14 protein-coding genes are annotated in these 15,980 nt (G+C 75.9%); 6 read left to right on the top strand and 8 right to left on the bottom strand.

Annotated elements, in window-relative coordinates; all coding sequences use genetic code 11:
* Window positions 1-192 precede the first annotated feature (192 nt).
* Window positions 193-1,119 carry a GerMN domain-containing protein gene (locus tag EQG70_RS09560; RefSeq protein ID WP_109269168.1) on the top strand — a complete coding sequence of 309 codons (927 nt, stop codon included), beginning with the start codon at window positions 193-195 and terminating at the stop codon, window positions 1,117-1,119.
* A gap of 16 nt (window positions 1,120-1,135) precedes the next feature.
* Here the strand turns inward: EQG70_RS09560 and EQG70_RS09555 are convergent, their stop codons facing one another.
* The 3 genes from EQG70_RS09555 to hrcA form a co-directional block, all read right to left on the bottom strand.
* Window positions 1,136-1,924 (bottom strand): 16S rRNA (uracil(1498)-N(3))-methyltransferase, encoded by a 789-nt coding sequence (locus EQG70_RS09555; protein ID WP_109269167.1) that lies wholly within the window; start codon window positions 1,922-1,924, stop codon window positions 1,136-1,138.
* The gene (gene dnaJ, locus EQG70_RS09550; RefSeq protein WP_035928454.1) at window positions 1,921-3,072 is read right to left on the bottom strand and encodes a molecular chaperone DnaJ; all 1,152 of its coding nucleotides are present in this window, start codon (window positions 3,070-3,072) and stop codon (window positions 1,921-1,923) included. Before dnaJ ends, EQG70_RS09555 begins: the two co-directional genes overlap by 4 nt.
* A 71-nt stretch (window positions 3,073-3,143) precedes the next feature.
* The gene (gene hrcA / locus EQG70_RS09545) at window positions 3,144-4,151 is read right to left on the bottom strand and encodes a heat-inducible transcriptional repressor HrcA (protein ID WP_109222630.1); all 1,008 of its coding nucleotides are present in this window, start codon (window positions 4,149-4,151) and stop codon (window positions 3,144-3,146) included.
* A gap of 174 nt (window positions 4,152-4,325) precedes the next feature.
* Between hrcA and EQG70_RS09540 the strand changes: the two genes are divergently transcribed.
* Entirely contained in the window at window positions 4,326-5,189 is an 864-nt protein-coding gene (locus EQG70_RS09540; protein ID WP_109222631.1) for a DUF3097 domain-containing protein, read from the top strand.
* Window positions 5,190-5,344: 155 nt separating this feature from the next.
* Entirely contained in the window at window positions 5,345-5,809 is a 465-nt protein-coding gene (locus EQG70_RS09535) for a DUF4870 domain-containing protein (RefSeq protein WP_109269166.1), read from the top strand.
* Window positions 5,810-5,903: 94 nt separating this feature from the next.
* Here EQG70_RS09535 and hemW read toward each other — a convergent pair whose 3' ends face one another.
* Together hemW and lepA are read right to left on the bottom strand one after the other, a co-directional pair.
* On the bottom strand, window positions 5,904-7,148 hold the full coding sequence (gene hemW, locus EQG70_RS09530) for a radical SAM family heme chaperone HemW (protein ID WP_109244397.1): 1,245 nt from the start codon (window positions 7,146-7,148) through the stop codon (window positions 5,904-5,906).
* Window positions 7,148-9,004: a translation elongation factor 4 gene (gene lepA, locus EQG70_RS09525; protein WP_017833970.1), complete on the bottom strand. Its 1,857-nt coding sequence runs from the start codon at window positions 9,002-9,004 to the stop codon at window positions 7,148-7,150. Before lepA ends, hemW begins: the two co-directional genes overlap by 1 nt.
* A 169-nt stretch (window positions 9,005-9,173) precedes the next feature.
* Between lepA and EQG70_RS09520 the strand changes: the two genes are divergently transcribed.
* Both EQG70_RS09520 and rpsT read left to right on the top strand, forming a co-directional pair.
* A complete protein-coding gene (locus EQG70_RS09520; protein WP_109269165.1) occupies window positions 9,174-9,749 on the top strand; it encodes a type II toxin-antitoxin system PemK/MazF family toxin in 576 nt (191 codons plus the stop codon).
* A 200-nt stretch (window positions 9,750-9,949) separates the two neighbouring features.
* Window positions 9,950-10,210, top strand: a complete 261-nt coding sequence (gene rpsT, locus EQG70_RS09515; protein ID WP_017833968.1) for a 30S ribosomal protein S20 — start codon at window positions 9,950-9,952, stop codon at window positions 10,208-10,210.
* A 114-nt stretch (window positions 10,211-10,324) separates the two neighbouring features.
* On the opposite strand, the gene holA is transcribed toward rpsT, so the two are convergent.
* Window positions 10,325-11,326 carry a DNA polymerase III subunit delta gene (gene holA, locus EQG70_RS09510; protein WP_109269164.1) on the bottom strand — a complete coding sequence of 334 codons (1,002 nt, stop codon included), beginning with the start codon at window positions 11,324-11,326 and terminating at the stop codon, window positions 10,325-10,327.
* Window positions 11,327-11,594: 268 nt separating this feature from the next.
* On the opposite strand from holA, the gene EQG70_RS09505 reads away from it, so the two are divergent.
* Window positions 11,595-12,233 carry a potassium channel family protein gene (locus tag EQG70_RS09505; RefSeq protein ID WP_197722631.1) on the top strand — a complete coding sequence of 213 codons (639 nt, stop codon included), beginning with the start codon at window positions 11,595-11,597 and terminating at the stop codon, window positions 12,231-12,233.
* On the opposite strand, the gene EQG70_RS09500 is transcribed toward EQG70_RS09505, so the two are convergent.
* Both EQG70_RS09500 and EQG70_RS09495 read right to left on the bottom strand, forming a co-directional pair.
* Entirely contained in the window at window positions 12,230-14,812 is a 2,583-nt protein-coding gene (locus EQG70_RS09500; protein ID WP_167508880.1) for a ComEC/Rec2 family competence protein, read from the bottom strand. The two genes, EQG70_RS09505 and EQG70_RS09500, sit on opposite strands and share 4 nt — an antisense overlap.
* Window positions 14,809-15,636, bottom strand: coding sequence for a ComEA family DNA-binding protein (locus EQG70_RS09495; protein ID WP_170122265.1), 828 nt, complete (start codon window positions 15,634-15,636; stop codon window positions 14,809-14,811). The genes EQG70_RS09500 and EQG70_RS09495 overlap by 4 nt, the downstream gene beginning before the upstream one ends.
* Window positions 15,637-15,980 lie beyond the last annotated feature (344 nt).

Genomic DNA, 15,980 nt, shown 5'->3' with positions numbered 1-15,980 from the left:
CTCCGGCACCGGAGGTCGCCCGCCGCACATTGCGATTTGGTATCGGTCACGCCCGCCGGGGCTCCTCGGCTGGGGGCGTCCACGGGCCCTGTGCTGGAATGGTCCGGTCCTCCGGCAGGGGGACGGGTGCGGCCTCCCCCGGTGCCGGCACCGCCCCACCCGATCCCGGAAAGCCGAGGTGCGCGTCCCCCCATGGCCACTGCCCGTTCCCGGCCCCGGTCCGCCCGCGGCCGGCTCCCCGTGCTCGCCCTGTCCGCCGCGGGCGCCCTGGTCCTCGGCGCGTGCGGCACCGGCCCGGAGCCCGCCCTCGAGGGCACGGTCAGCGCGTCGGGCGCCGCGCCGGCCGCGTCCACCACGGCGAGCACCGCGGACGGCCGGGTGGCCACCACGAAGCTGCCCGTCTACTGGGTGGGCCGCGCGGACGGCGAGGAGCGGCTGTTCCGCGAGTTCCGGGACGCCTCCGAGGCGGCCGCGGCCGTGGACCCCATCGCGGCGGCGGCGGCGCTGATGACCGGGGCGACCCCGGAGGACCCGGACTACCGGACGCTGTGGTCCCCGGTGGACCGGGTGGGCGCCTCGACGTCCCCGGGCGGGACCATCACCGTGGACCTGCCGTCCGAGGCCTTCCGCCCGGACCTGGACGACCGCGAGGTCCGGCTGGCCCTCCAGCAGCTCGCGCACACCGTGACCGCCACGGCGGCCACGGCGGGTCTGCTGCCGGAGGGCTCCGCGGCCGAGGTCGTGGTGCTCGTGGACGGCCGGCCCGACGAGGAGGTCTTCGGGTCCGTGCGCCTCGACGGCCCCCTCCGCCCCGACGAGGCGCTGGAGGCCCCGCTCTGGCTCGACGAGCCCCGGCAGGACGAACGGTCCGAGGGGACCCTCACCCTCTCGGGACGGGCGCTGGACGAGGTGCGGGACTGCCGGTGGACCGTGGCCGGACCGGACGGGGAGCGCGTCTCGAGCGGCACGGCGGACGAGGTCCCGCGGGGCGACGGGACCGCCGGGTTCCGGGCCGAGCTCGAGCTGGCGCCGGGCCCCTACGTGGTGACGGTCGTCGGCCGGGACGCCGAGGGCGGGACCGTGCGCGACGACAAGGACGTGGAGGTCGTCCCCGGCTGAACCGGACGTCCGGGGCTCAGGGGGTCCCGGACGCCCAGCGGCCGAGTGCGGCGCTGAGCACCGCCAGCGCGGCCGGTCCGGCGGTGGAGCTGCGCAGCACCTCCGGGCCGAGCCGGACCGCGAGGGCCCCCGCCCCGGCCAGGACCTCGAGCTCCGCCGGCGCGACGCCCCCCTCGGGGCCCACCACCAGGACGATCCGCTCGGCGCCCGCCCACGGGGCACCGGGGGTGCCGGCGGCGCCGGCCAGGTCGGCGAGGGACTCGTGCGCCTCCTCGTGCAGGACGAGGCCGCGGGTCCCCGGCTCCCCGAGCAGGCGGGCGAGCTCAGGGGTGGCGGACAGGGGCAGCACCTCGGGCCAGGCGGCCCGCCGCGACTGCTTGGCGGCCGCCGCGACGGTGTGCACCCACTTCTCGTGGCTCTTGGCGGCGCGCTCCTTCTTCCACCGCACGATCGAGCGGTCGGCCTGCCAGGGCACCACGGCGTCGACGCCCAGCTCGGTGGCCGTCTCCACGGCCAGCAGGTCCCGGTCGCCCTTCGCGAGGGCCTGGACGAGGACCAGCCGGGGCGTGCGGGCGGGCTCGGTGGTCACCGAGACCACGCCGACCTCCATGCTGTCCCGGTCCCCCGCGCGCAGCTCCCCGGTGGCCCGGGTCCCCGCACCGTCGACGAGCTCGAGCCGCTCACCGGGCGCGAGCCGGCGCACGGTGACGGCGTGCCGGGCCTCCGGGCCGGTGACGGTGAGCGCCGCCCCGGGACCGAGACCGGCGAGCCGGCCCGGCTCGACCTTGAAGACCGGCAGGCTCACAGGTCGGAGAACCGGTCCTTGAGCCGGGAGAAGAAGCCGCCGGAGCCGGCCGGGGAGTTCAGGGTGGTGCCGGTGGACTGGTCCTCGCCGCGCAGCCGGGACAGCTGCTCGAGCAGCTCGCGCTGCTCGTCGTCGAGCGCCGTGGGGGTCTCGACCTCGAGGTGGACGAACAGCTCGCCCCGGCCGCCGCCGCGCAGCCGGGTGGCCCCGAGCTCGTGCAGGGTCACGGTGTGGCCGGTCTGCGTGCCGGGGCCGACGGGCACCTCGCGCTCGCCGTCGAAGGTCTCGAGGGTCACAGTGGTGCCGAGGGCCGCGGAGGTCATGGGCACCCGGACGCGGGCGTGCAGGTCGTCGCCCTGGCGCTCGAACGTGGGGTCGGGATCGACCTTGAGCTCGACGTAGAGGTCGCCGTTCGGCCCGCCTGCGGTGCCGGCCTCGCCCTGACCCGAGAGGCGGATCCGGTTGCCGGTCGAGACGCCGGCGGGGATCTTGACGGTCAGCGGGCGGCGGTCGCGCACGCGGCCCTCGCCGTAGCACTCGTGGCACGGGTGCTTGATGACCGTGCCGAAGCCCTGGCAGGTGGCGCACGGCGCCGCCGTGACCACGGTCCCGAGGATCGACTGGACCTGGCGCTGCACCTGGCCGGATCCGTGGCAGACGTCGCAGGTCTCGGGCTGGGTGCCCGCCTGGCAGCAGGTGCCGTCGCAGGTGGGACAGACCACGGCGGTGTCCACGGTGATCTTCTTCTCCGTGCCGAAGACCGCGTCCCGGAGGGTGACCCGGACGTTGATCAGGGCGTCCTGGCCCTGGCGGGTGCGGGACGCGGGTCCGCGCCGGCCGGAGCCGGCGCCGCCGGCGCCCTGGAAGAAGGTGTCGAAGATGTCGGCGAAGCCGAACCCCGTGCCGGGGAAGCCCCCGCCGAAGCCGGTGTCGGTGCCGTTCTCGTTGCCGGTCGCATCGTAGACGCGCCGCTTCTCGGGGTCGGAGAGGACGTCGTTGGCGTGGGAGAGGCGCTTGAAGTCCTCGGCGGCCTCCGGGCCGGGGTTGACGTCGGGGTGCAGCCGGCGGGCCTTCTTGCGGTAGGCCTTCTTGATCTCTTCCTGGCTGGCGTCCCGGGACACGCCCAGGGTCTCGTAGTGATCGCTCACCGTGGTCCGTTCTGTCGAGAGGTCTGTGGTGGGTTTCGCTGGTGGGCCCCGGGGACGGGGCCCGCGGGGGCTCAGCCCCCGAGGATACGGGAGAGGTAGCGGGCGACGGCGCGCACGGCGGCCATCGTGGACGGGTAGTCCATGCGCATGGGGCCCACGACCCCCACCTTGGACTGCGGCCCGTAGCCGGTGGCGACGACGGCGGCCTCGGACAGGGGGCCCTCGGCGTTCTCCGTGCCGATCCGCACGGCCACCCCGCGGGCGTCCTGCTCCATCTCGGAGAGCAGCCGGAGCATCACCACCTGCTCCTCGAGGGCCTCGAGGACCGGGCCGATGCTCAGGTGGAAGTCCCCGGTGGAGCGGGCGAGGTTGGCGGTGCCGGCCATGACCATGCGGTGCTCGGCCCCGCCCGCCGCGAGGGCGCCGACGGCCTCCGCCACGGCGGCGGCGGCCGACTGCAGCGGCGGGGCGGTGGCCGCGGTCATCACGGCGAGGGCGTCCGGCACCGCGGTCAGGGAGCGCCCGACCACGGCGGCCAGCACCCGGGCGCGCAGCTCGAGCAGCTGGGACTCCTCGAGCGGCGCCCGCAGCACGGCGACGCGCTGCGCCACCCGGCCGTTGGTCGGGATGAGCACCACCAGCACCCGGCCGGCGCCGAGGTCCACGACCTCGACGTGGCGCACGGTGACCCCGGAGGCGTGCGGGTACTGCACGACCGCGACCTGCTGGGTGAGCTGCGCGAGCAGCCGCACGGTGCGCTCCATGACGTCGTCGATGTCCGCGGCGTCGTCCAGCAGCCGCTGGATGGCCCGCCGTTCCGGGCCCGAGAGCGGCTTGACGGCCGCGATCTGGTCGACGAACGTGCGGTAGCCCTTGTCCGTGGGGATCCGGCCCGAGCTCGTGTGGGGGGCCGTGATCAGGCCCTCCTCCTCGAGCGCGGCCATGTCGTTGCGCACGGTGGCCGACGAGACGCCGAGCCGGTGCCGGTCCACGAGGGCCTTGGAGCCGACCGGCTCGCGGAAGTGCACGTAGTCCTCCACGATGGCCTGCAGGATCTGCAGTCGTCTCGGATGGTTCACGTCGCTCCTCCCCGGTTCGTCCACGCCCCCGAAGATGCCCTGGCACTCGGGTGGCCACAGTGCCAACGGCGTCCAGTGTAGCCCCCGTGTCCGACGGCCGGTCGCCCCCGCGGTTTGGTACGCTTCCGGCTGATCCGCGCCGGACGCGCGGCACCGCGACCCGGGAGGACGACCATGAGCCACCACGGCTGGGGGCCGCGCAGCCTCGACGACGACGCCCTCGCCCGCCGCCGGCCGGTCTCCGCGGAGGTCCCGGTCGCCCCGGGGATGATCCTGGAGGACGTCGCGACCGGCTGGGTCGGCGCGGTCGTGTCCCTGGAGACCATCGGCGGGATGCGCGTGCTGGGACTCGAGGACCGGAGGGGGCGGGTCAAGGCGTTCCCCCTGGGACCGGGGTTCCTGCTCGAGGGCGAGCCCGTGGTCGTCGTCGAGCCCCGCCGGGCCCCCGCGGCGCGCAAGCCCTCCCGCACGCGCTCGGGCTCCGTGGCCGTCGAAGGGCTGCGCGCGAGCACCGCCAAGGCCTCCCGGGTGTGGGTCGAGGGCTACCACGACGCCGAACTGGTGGCCAAGGTGTGGGGCCACGACCTGGCGGTCGAGGGCATCGTCGTGGAGCCGCTGCACGGCATCGACGACCTGCCCGCCGCCGTGCGGGAGTTCGGGCCGGGCCCCGGGCGGCGGCTCGGCATCCTCGTCGACCACCTCGTGGCCGGCTCCAAGGAGTCGAGGATCGCCGCGGAGACCATGCGCCTGCCCGGCGCAGCGGGCAACGTCCTGGTGCTGGGCCACCCGTACGTCGACATCTGGCAGGCGGTCAGGCCGCGCACCCTCGGCATCGACGCCTGGCCCGTGGTCCCGCGGGGCACGGACTGGAAGACCGGCACCGCCGCCGCCCTCGGGTGGCCGCACCGCACCCCCGGCGACCTCGGCCGGGCCTGGCAGCACATCCTGTCCCGCGTGGACAGCTACGCCGACCTCGAGCCGTCCCTGCTGGGCCGGGTCGAGGAGCTCATCGACTTCCTCACCGCCCCCGGGGCCTGACCCGGCGCCCCGCGTGCACGGGCAACGCCCAGCAGATCGTCACAAAGGCACACGTGCGCGGGGCCGATCCTCCGCCCTCCGGGCCGGTCGGTAGGATGGTCGTGTCCCACCCACCGTCCGCGGCCCCGCCGCGGTCCCACCGCCGAAGGACATCCGTGCCCGTGCAGACCGACCCCCGACCGAGCCGCGACGACGCCGGGGCCCCGTTCGAGGGCCTCTCCCCCGTGGCCCAGCCGCTGACCGTCACCGAGGACCACCAGTGGGCGACCCTGGCGCACTTCGGCGGCGTCATCGGCTTCCTCCCCTCGTTCCTCGTCCACCGCGTCTTCCGCGGGCGCGGCCCGTTCACGGAGCAGGAGTCGATGGAGGCCATGAACTTCACCCTGCTGCCGACCCTCGTGGTGGTCACCGGGATCCTGCTCGCCCCGGTGCCGTTCATCGGCTGGTTCTTCGCGCTCGCCGCCGCCGCCGCGTGGCTGCTGCTCGCCGTCGGCTCCCTGATCGGCGGGGTCCGGGTCAACCGCGGCGAACCGCACCTCTACCGCTTCAACACCCGGCTCTACGACCGGCTCGTCGAGCGCCTCCGCGAGCGGTCCCGGGGGCGCGCCGCGCGCGGCTGATCCCGGTCCGCGCCGGGGACGTCCCTGACGGACGCATCCGTTCCCGACGGGTGCGTCCGTTCCTCGTGCGGGCGCCCCGGCCGGGGTGCCCCCGTCAGGCGAGCAGCCGCCGCACCACGGCGTCGCCGAGGAGCCGGCCCCGCAGGGTCAGCACCAGCGAGCCGCGCAGCGCCGCCGCGGGCTCCACCAGCCCGTCGGCGATCAGCCCGGCCACCGCGGTCCGCCCGCCGCCGGCCAGGGCGGTCGTGGGCAGGCCGTCGCGGATCCTGGCCTCCAGCATCACCCGCTCGAGGTGGCGGGTGTCCGCGTCGAGGATCTCGCGCCCGGCCGCCGGCGACTGCCCGGCGCGCACCCGGTTCGTGTAGGGCACGGGGTGCTTGAGGTTCCACCAGCGCGTCCCGCCCACGTGCGAGTGCGCCCCGGGCCCGATCCCCCACCAGTCCTGGTTGCGCCAGTAGGCGAGGTTGTGCCGGCTGCGGTGGGCACCGGCGTCCGCGCCCTCGGCGGGCCGGGCCCAGTTGCTCACCTCGTACCACTCGAAGCCGGCCTCGGCGAGGACCCGGTCCGCGAGCTCGTACTTGTCGGCCTGGTCGTCCTCGTCGATCGGCGGGACCTCCCCGCGCCGCATCCGCGCCGCGAGCTTCGTGCCGTGCTCGATGATCAGCGAGTACGCGGAGACGTGGTCGGGCTCGTAGCCCACCGCCGTGCGCACCGAGTGCTCCCAGTCGGCCAGGGACTCCCCCGGGGTGCCGTAGATGAGGTCCACGCTGACGCCCAGGCCGGCCTCGCGCGCCCACCGCACGGCCCGCGGCACGTTGTCCGGGTCGTGCGTGCGGTCCAGGACGGCGAGCACGTGCGGGACGGCCGACTGCATCCCGAAGGACACCCGGGTCACCCCCGCCGCCGCGAGCACCGCGAGGGACTCCGGCGTCACGGAGTCCGGGTTGGCCTCGGTGGTCACCTCCGCGCCCGCCGCGAGCCCGAAGCTCTCCGCGGCCTGCGCCAGGACCGCGGCGAGGTCCTCGGCGGGCAGCAGCGTGGGGGTGCCGCCGCCGAAGAACACGCTGTGCAGCGGGCGGGGGGCCACCCCGGAGTCCTCCAGCACCCGGCGCGCCCAGCGGACCTCCGCCGCGGCGTCCCCGGCGTAGGCGTCCTGGGACACCCCCGCCCCGAGCTCCACGGCCGTGTAGGTGTTGAAGTCGCAGTAGCCGCACCGGACCGCGCAGAACGGCACGTGCACGTAGAGGCTGAGCGTGCGGTCGGCGGAGCCCACCGCGGCGGAGGGCGGCAGCAGTCCGTCGAGCGGGCCCGGCAGGCCCTCCGGCTGGGCGGGGGCCACTACTTCTTCTTGTCCTTCGCCCCGGACTCGTCGGAGGACAGCGCCGCGACGAACGCCTCCTGGGGGACCTCCACCCGGCCGACCATCTTCATCCGCTTCTTGCCCTCCTTCTGCTTCTCGAGCAGCTTGCGCTTGCGCGAGATGTCGCCGCCGTAGCACTTGGAGAGCACGTCCTTGCGGATCGCCCGGATGTTCTCGCGGGCGATCACCCGGGAGCCGATGGCCGCCTGGATGGGCACCTCGAACTGCTGCCGCGGGATGAGCTCGCGCAGCTTGCCGGTCATCATCACCCCGTAGGCGTACGCCTTGTCCCGGTGGGTGATCGCGCTGAAGGCGTCCACCGGCTCGCCCTGCAGGAGGATGTCGACCTTCACGAGGTCCGCGGCCTCCTCGCCCTCGGCCTTCCAGTCCAGGGACGCGTAGCCCTTGGTGCGGGACTTGAGCTGGTCGAAGAAGTCGAAGACGATCTCGGCCAGGGGCAGCCGGTAGCGCAGCTCCACCCGGTCCTCGGAGAGGTAGTCCATGCCCTTGAGCTGACCGCGCTTGGACTGGCACAGCTCCATGATCGCGCCGATGAACTCGGACGGGGCCAGCACCGTCGCGGCCACCATGGGCTCGCGGATCTCGGCGATCTTGCCCTCGGGGAACTCGGAGGGGTTCGTGACGGCGCGCTCGGAGCGGTCCTCGAGGGTGACGTTGTAGCTCACGGAGGGCGCCGTGGAGATCAGGTCCAGGTTGAACTCGCGCTCGAGGCGCTCCCGGACGATCTCGAGGTGGAGCAGGCCCAGGAACCCGCACCGGAAGCCGAAGCCCAGGGCCGCGGAGTTCTCGGGCTCGTAGACCAGGGCGGCGTCGTTGAGCTGGAGCTTGTCCAGGGCGTCGCGCAGGACCGGGTAGTCGGAGCCGTCGATGGGGAACAGCCCCGAGAAAACCATCGGCTTGGGGTCCTCGTAGCCGCCCAGGTTCTCGGCCGCCGGCCGCTGGTGGTTGGTCACGGTGTCCCCCACCCGGGACTGGCGCACGTCCTTGACCCCGGTGATGAGGTAGCCCACCTCGCCCACGCCGAGCCCCTCCGTGGGCTTCGGCTCGGGCGAGATGACCCCGATCTCCAGCAGCTCGTGCTGCGCGCCGGTGGACATCATCCGGATCCGCTCCCGCGGGGTCAGCTTGCCGTCGACCACGCGGATGTAGGTGACCACGCCGCGGTAGGTGTCGTAGACGGAGTCGAAGATCATGGCCCGCGAGGGCGCGTCCGCGTCCCCCTGCGGGGCGGGGACCAGCTCCACGATCCGGTCGAGCAGCGCCTCGACGCCCTCACCGGTCTTCCCGGAGACCCGCAGCACGTCCTCGGGGTCCACGCCGATGAGGTTGCCGAGCTCCTGGGCGTACTTCTCCGGCTGGGCCGCGGGCAGGTCGATCTTGTTCAGCACCGGGATGATCGTGAGGTCGTTCTCCATGGCCAGGTACAGGTTCGCCAGGGTCTGCGCCTCGATGCCCTGCGCGGCGTCCACCAGCAGCAGCGCGCCCTCGCAGGCGGCCAGGGACCGGGAGACCTCGTAGGTGAAGTCCACGTGGCCCGGGGTGTCGATCATGTTCAGCGCGTAGTCCGTGCCCCCCACGTTCCAGGGCATCCGCACCGCCTGGGACTTGATGGTGATCCCGCGCTCGCGCTCGATGTCCATCCGGTCCAGGTACTGGGCCTTCATCTCCCGCGTGGTGACCACGCCGGTGGCCTGCAGCATCCGGTCCGCGAGCGTGGACTTCCCGTGGTCGATGTGGGCGATGATGCAGAAGTTTCGGAGGATCGACGGGTCGGTCGAGGCGGGAACCGGGGCATTGACGGCCAGCGGTGACACGGGCGGTCCTTTCTCCGGGAGAACGTCGCTTCCGGCAGGTCCTGGGGCTACCGGCGGGTGGACCGCGCCGGGGATTCAACTGTCCAGTTTCCCACGTTCGGTCATGGAGAGCCATTTCGGCCCGCGGGGGCCCCGGCCGCGCCGGAGGGTCCCTGGCTAGAGTGGTCGCATGAAGCTCAACCTCGGCACCCTGACCCGGCTCGCCGCCCGCGCCGTGGACGCCTACCAGCGCTCCGGGCGGCGCCGCCCGGAGCCCTCCCGGCCGGGCCGGCGCACCGCCTCGCCGTCCGCGCGGCCCCGGCCCACCGTGCCGTCCCGGGCCGGCGACGGCCTCCCCGCGGGGCTCTCGCGCCCCTACCCCGGGGACTGGACGGGTCCGGTGCGGCCCGTCTACCGGCCGCTGTCCGACGGCGAGGCCGATCCCGGCGAGATCGTGTGGACCTGGGTGCCCTTCGAGGAGGACCACCGCCGCGGCAAGGACCGGCCCGTGCTGGTCGTGGACCGGGCCGGGGACCACCTGCTGTGCCTGATGCTCACCTCCCGGGACCGCAGCAATGGGCTGGAGCAGGACCCGGACTACGTGGACGTCGGGACGGGGCCGTGGGACCCGCGGGGCCGGCCGTCCGAGGTCAAGCTCGACCGCGTGGTCCAGGTGCTGCCCGCCGACGTCCGGCGCGAGGGCGCGGTCCTGCCCGAGCCCCTCTTCGACCGGGTGGCCGGGCGGCTCCACCGCCTGCGCGGCTGAGCCGGCGGCTCAGGACCGCCCGTGTCGGCGCCGCCCGGCGGCGGGGCGCGGTCTGCTAGACTTTTCTGCTGTGTGTCCGCGCTGGTCGTCGGGCACTGCAGGACGGTCGCCACACGGGCGTCCCCACTCCCACTCAGTCACATGGCTGTCCTGTTTGCCCTCACTGACCGAATTCCGCACCCATCGCCAAGGAGTTATACGTGGCCAACATCAAGTCCCAGAAGAAGCGCAACCTCACCAACGAGAAGTCGCGCCTGCGCAACAACGCGTACAAGTCCGAGCTGAAGACGCTGGTCCGCCGCGTCGACGAGGCCGTCGGCGCCTCCGACAAGGAGACCGCCCAGGACGCCCTGCGCGTCGTCTCCCGCAAGCTCGACAAGGCCGTCAGCAAGGGCGTCCTGCACAAGAACAACGCGGCCAACAAGAAGTCCGGCCTGGCCAAGCTGGTCGCCAAGATCTGATCCCGGTTCCCCGCGAACCGCGCCCGCCGCTCCGGCGGGCCGCACGGAGGCCCCGTCCCGCTCAGGGACGGGGCCTCCGTCGTCCCCGGGCCCGTCCGGCCCGGGGACCGCCGCTCAGCGGCGGCCGGACAGGGCGATGGTGGTGATCGCCCGCTCCACCGCGTAGGCGGGGTCCCGCCCCTCGCCCTTGACCTGGGCGTCGGCCTCGGCCAGCGCCCGCAGCGCCCGCACGAGGTCCTCCTCGGAGAAGCGCCGGGACTCCTCCTGCGCCCGCTCCACCATCCACGGGGCCGCCCCGATCCGCTGGGCGAGCTGACCCGCGCCGCCGCGGGTCCCGTGCACCTGGGCGATCGTGCGCAGCTTCGCGGCCAGCGCCCCGACCATCGGGACGGGGTCCACCCCGGTGTCGAGGGCCTGGCGCCACAGCTTGAGGGCGCTCTCGGCGCGTCCGGCCAGCGCGGCGTCCGCGACCTTGAACGCGGTGGCCTCCACGCGCCCGCCGTAGTACTTCTCCACGTCGTCGAAGCTGATGCTCTCGGGCCCGTCGGACAGCAACTGGGCGCACGCGGCGGCCAGCTCGGCCGTGCTGCTGCCCACGGCGGCGGCGAGCGCGCGGGCGGCGTCGGGGTCGATGCGGCGCCGGTGGGTGCGGAACTCGGTGACGATGAAGTCGGTCTTGTCGCGGTCGTTCTTGAGGGGCTTGCACTCCACGACGGCGGCGCCGGCGGCCTTGAGGGCGTCGAGGAGCTTCTTGCCGCGGTTGCCGCCGCTGTGCTCCCAGAGCACGACGACGTCCGGGTCGGGGGCCTGGACGTAGGCGAGGCCGTCGGTGAGGCAGTCGTCGTTCATGGCGGCGAGGTTGCTGACGTGGATGAGCTTCGCGTCGTCGAACAGGGAGGGGCTGGCGAGCGCGGCGAGCTGTCCGGGGGCGTAGGCGGCGGCGTCGACGGTGGAGAGCTCGACGGGGCCGCGCCGGTCCTTGAGGGCGGTGCGGACGCGGTCGCGGGCGCGGGCGGCGAGGTAGTCCTCGGGGCCGGTGAGCAGGATGAGCGGGGTGGGCTCGACGTCGCGCCAGGTGGGTCCGGCGGTGGGTGCGGGGCGCCTCGGTGGGGTCATGGCCGCGTCCTCCTGTGGTGGCGGCCGGACGGGGCCGCCTGCTGGGTGGGGTGGTCTCCAGCTTCCCACGTCCGGGCGACATGTGGTGGCGTGGTCCCGGGTGGTGGGGTCATGATCGTGGCATGCGGAGGGGTCGCGGGGAACGGGTGGCCGGGCGGGTGCTGACGGGGGCCGCCGTCGTGTTCCTGGTGGCGTGGGCGTGGCCCATCCTGGATCCGGGGCTGGAGCCGCGGCTCGTGCTGGTGTGCCGGGTGGTGCTGGGCGCGGTGTGGCGCTGTTCGTCGGGGACTACGTGGTGCGCCTGGTGCGGGCCGGGGACCGGCGGGAGTTCGTCTCCCGCCATCTGCTGGACCTGCTGGTGCTGGTCTTCCCGGTGCTCCGGCAGCTGGAGCTGGTGCGGCTGGTCGCCCTGGTGCTCGTCGTCAACCGGCGGGCCTCGGCGGACCTGCGGGGGCGGGTGGCCGTGCACCTGGCCGGCGGGGCGCTGCTGCTGGGCGTGGTCGGCTCGCTGGCCGTGCTGGACGCCGAGCGGGGCGCTCCCGGGGCGGGCATCACGAGCTTCGGGGACGCCGCCTGGTGGACGGTCACGACCATGAGCACGGTGGGCTACGGGGACCTGTACCCGGTCACCGTGCTGGGCCGGGGTGTGGCGGTGGTCCTGATGCTGGGCGGTGTGGGGGTGCTGGGCCTGGTCACGGCCCTTCTGGCCTCCTGGCTGGTGGAGGCGGTGGCCGCCCGCGGGGGCCGTGACCCGGCCGCGGAGGTCGCGGCGCTGCGGGCGCAGGTGGCGGAGCTGACCGAGCAGCTGCGCCGGCGGGAGGAGCGCGGGCCGGGTCCCCCGGACCGGGGGGCGGGGGGCGAGGACCCGCCGGGGCCCGGGACGGTGGTCCGGGGGCCGGCGGACTAAGGCTCGGCGGGGACGGCACGGATTCGGCCCCCCTCGCGCAGGATATAGGCGCTGCCGTGCTCGTCCGTGCGCACGAGGGGGATCCCCCGGGTGCGCAGGTGGTCGAGGATCCGGGGGTGGGGGTGGCCGTAGTCGTTGTCCCGGCCGGCGGAGACGACGGCCAGCCGGGGTCCGGCCGCGTCGATGACGGCGGTGCCGCCGTTGCGGGCGCCGTGGTGGGAGACCTTGAGCACGTCGACGTCGACGAGCGGCCCGGCGGTGCGCAGGAGGGCGCGTGCGCCCTCCTCCTCGAGGTCCCCGGTGAGCAGCCAGGAGGTGGACCCGCCGTCCTCGCCGGTGAGCTCGGCGCGCAGCACGAGGGAGGCGTTGTTCTCGTCGGCGGAGGACGGGTCGCTCCAGCGCCCCGGCGCGGTCGGTGCCGGGGCGAGGACGGTCAGGCGCAGTCCGCCCAGCGTCCGGGTATCCCCCGGGGCCGGCCGGCGGGCCGGGGTGCCGGGCAGCGCGTCGGTCAGCCCGTCCGGCGGTGCCGCGGCCGCCGTGGCGTACCAGACCTCGCCGATCCGCCCGTGCCGGGCGAGGGCGGGCAGGCCTCCGGTGTGGTCGGCGTGGGCGTGGCTGAGGACCACGAGGTCCAGGTGCTCCACCCCGCTGCGCCGCAGGCACCGTGCCAGGGCCTGCGGGTCAGGACCGGTGTCCACGAGGACGGCACGGCCCGGCGCGGTGCGCAGGAGGACGGCGTCCCCCTGGCCCACGTCGCACAGCACGGCCTCCCAAGCCGGCGGCGGACGTCGGGCGTCCACGGCGGCGCGCAGGGCCAGCGCCGCGAGGACGAGCAGCACGGCCGCGGCGGCCGCGATCCGCCGCCGCCGGCGCCGGCGGGACCGCTCCCGCCAGTGCCCCTCCGGGACGGGGACCGGCGCGGGGCCCTCGTGCACGGTCCCGGACGTCGACCGGGGGCGCCGGCGGCGCACGTCGAGGGCGTGCACGGCGAGCAGGAGCGCCGCGCTCGCCAGGGTCATCAGCAGCACGCCCGGCAGGCCCTGGGGCCACGGGGCCAGTGCCCCGGGGGCCCCGGCCAGCACCCTGGCGGTGCCGGCGACGACACGCGCCCCCAGTGCGCCGACGCCCAGGGGCAGCACGGCCGCCGCGGCGCCCGCCCCGTCGGGCAGGTTCAGCAGCAGCAGTCCCGCGAGGCCGCAGACGGTCACCACCGGCACCAGCGGGGCGGCGAGGACGTTGGCCGGCAGCGAGTACACGGGCACGGCGGGCTGGAGGAGCACGAGCACCGGGGCGCACCACAGCTGGGCGGCCGCGGGGATCGCGACCGCCACGGCGAGCACCTCCGGGACCCGGGTGCCCAGCCACCGGGTCAGGGGCCGCCCGCTCACCACGATCCCCGCGGTGGCCAGCACCGAGAGGACGAAGCCGTACTCGGCGGCGAGCGCCGGCCGGACGACGACGAGGGCGATCACGGCGCCCGAGAGGGTGGCCAGGGAGACGGCGGTGCGCCCCGTGAGGAGGCTGAGGGCGGCGAGTCCGCCCATCACGGCGGCGCGCAGCACGGACGGGTCGGGACCGACGAGGATCACGAACGCCGCCAGGGCGCCGAGGCCGGCGGCCAGGCAGGTGCGCCGCCCCGCGCCGAGGGACAGCGCGGCGTGCCCGGCCAGGGCCGTGACGAGGGCGCAGTTGGCGCCGGAGACGGCCGTCAGGTGGGTCAGTCCGGTGTCCCGCATGGCCTGGTCGAGCTCCGGGCCAATCCCGGAGCGCTCGCCGAAGGTCATCCCGGGCAGCAGCCCCGCGGCGTCGGGGCCCAGTCCTGCGGTGCCGGCCACGAAGCGCTCCCGGACCTGCTCCCGCCGGCCGGGCTCCCGTGCCGGGAGGTCCGCCGGCGGGGCGGCGGCGCGCAGCACCGGGGGTCCGGGGGACGGGGGCCCGGCGGCGAGCACGGCGGTGATCCGCTGCCCCGGGACCAGCCCGGCCCAGGCGGGCCCGTCCGCGAAGACCGTGACGTCGACGTCGGCGGGTCCGCCGCGGCCCTCGTGGGTGACCTGTTCGAGGCGCAGCCCGAGGACCACGCCGGTGCGGTCCTCGTCCTCGTGGCCGGTCCCGGGGGCGGGCGCCGTCCACCGCCGGGGCGGCTCGACCACCTCCGCCGTGACGGCCACGGTCCCGGCCCCGGCGAGTGCCGCCCCGAGCGGGCCGTGGGCGGTCTCGCGCTGGGCGGCCGTGGTGCTCAGCAGCACGGCCGTGACGGCGAGGGCGCTCAGGGCCACGGCCGACCACGGCAGGGCCCGCCACAGCCCGGGGGCGCGGGGCCGCCCGGGCGGGGGCTCCTCCCGCCGGAGGGTGCGGGCCACGACGAGGACCAGGGCGGCGCCGAGCACCAGCGCCGCCAGGTAGAGGGCCCCGGCGGCCGCGACCCGTGCCGGGGGCAGGTGCGCGGCGAGCAGACCGGTGAGCCACGCGCCCAGCGCGGCGGGGACGAGCCGCAGGTCCCAGGTGCGGCCCGGCGCGCGGGCGTCGCGGTGCTCCTGGTGCTCCAGGGCCCCGGCCCACCACTCGGCGGGGCGCCTCACACGCTCACCAGCGGGCCGAGCGACTCCATCAGGGCGGGGCCGATCCCCGGCACGGCGTCGAGGTCGGCGACGGCGGCGAATCCGCCGTGTTGCTGCCGGAACTCCACGATCCGTCCGGCCAGCACGGGCCCGACCCGCGGGAGGGTCTCGAGCTCGGCCGCGGTGGCCGTGTTGAGGTTCAGCGTCCCGCCCGGGGCGGCGCCCTCCGGTGCCCCGGTCCCGGGCGGTGCTCCCGGGACCCCGGGCGGCGCCGCCGCTCCCGGCGCCGCTGCGGCTCCGGGCGCCGGACCGCCGGGAGCAGGGGGTGCGGTCTCGGTGTCCGGGACGAGCACCTGCTGGCCGTCCGTGACGGGGGCGGCCAGGTTCACGGACTCCGTCACGGCGGCATCGGTGAGGCCTCCGGCGGCCTCGACCGCGTCGACGACCCGGGCCCCGGCCTCGAGGGACACGACGCCGGGGCGGGCCACCTCCCCGGTCACGTGCACGTGCAGCGTCGACCCCGCCGCAGGCGGCTGGGCCGCGGCGGACCCCGGCGGGCCCGTCCCGGGTCCGGTCGCCGTGCCCGCACCGGCCACGGCTCCGTCCCCGGCCCCTCGCCCGGTGTCGCCCCCGCCGTCCTGCCCGAGGTCCTGCCCGGGCTCGCCGCCCAGCTCCGCCTCGGCGAGGACGGGCCGCCCGGCGGTCTCCGGGACCTCCCCGCCGTCCCTCCCGGGCCCCAGCACCGTCCAGCTCAGCCATGCGAGCGCGGCCAGGACGATCAGCAGCAGCGAGGCCGGAACCCGGGTCCGGGCGGCGACCGGCCGGCGGTGGGCGGGAGCGGCCACCGGTGCCCCGTCCCGGGGCGACGGCGCCCGGCCGGAACCGGTGGCCTCGCCCCGGGCCTCGGCCAGCAGCGACGCCAGCCGTTCGGCGGGCGGCGGGGCACCGGGCGTGGGAGCACTGCCGGGCCCGGTCCCGGCAGCCGTCGCGCCGGGCGCGGAAGGCGCTGGCGGGACGACGGGCGCGGGCGGGGTGGGGTTCGCTCGCCGTCGGGCGCGCGGCACGGTACCGGTCATGGCCCCAGCCCACCCCGGTCGGCCGCTCCCGCGCGCCGGACGGGGCCCCGCTGGGGACGCGCGCGGGCCGGAGGAGGCCTGTGGAGCCCGGACACCGGCCCGAACACCGGCCC

Source organism: Kocuria rosea (genome assembly GCF_006094695.1).
Classification (GTDB): Bacteria; Actinomycetota; Actinomycetes; order Actinomycetales; family Micrococcaceae; genus Kocuria; species Kocuria rosea.
The sequence above is the reverse complement of the archived record's forward strand: the minus strand, read 5'-3'. Positions and strand labels throughout refer to the sequence as shown.

Excerpts from the sequence above, each read along its gene's own strand:
- EQG70_RS09560 (WP_109269168.1), top strand. The coding sequence starts at position 193 with ATGGCCACTGCCCGTTCCCGGCCCCGGTCCGCCCGCGGCCGGCTCCCC.
- holA (WP_109269164.1), bottom strand. The coding sequence starts at position 11,326 with ATGACCCCACCGAGGCGCCCCGCACCCACCGCCGGACCCACCTGGCGC.
- EQG70_RS09540 (WP_109222631.1), top strand. The coding sequence starts at position 4,326 with ATGAGCCACCACGGCTGGGGGCCGCGCAGCCTCGACGACGACGCCCTC.
- EQG70_RS09520 (WP_109269165.1), top strand. The coding sequence starts at position 9,174 with ATGAAGCTCAACCTCGGCACCCTGACCCGGCTCGCCGCCCGCGCCGTG.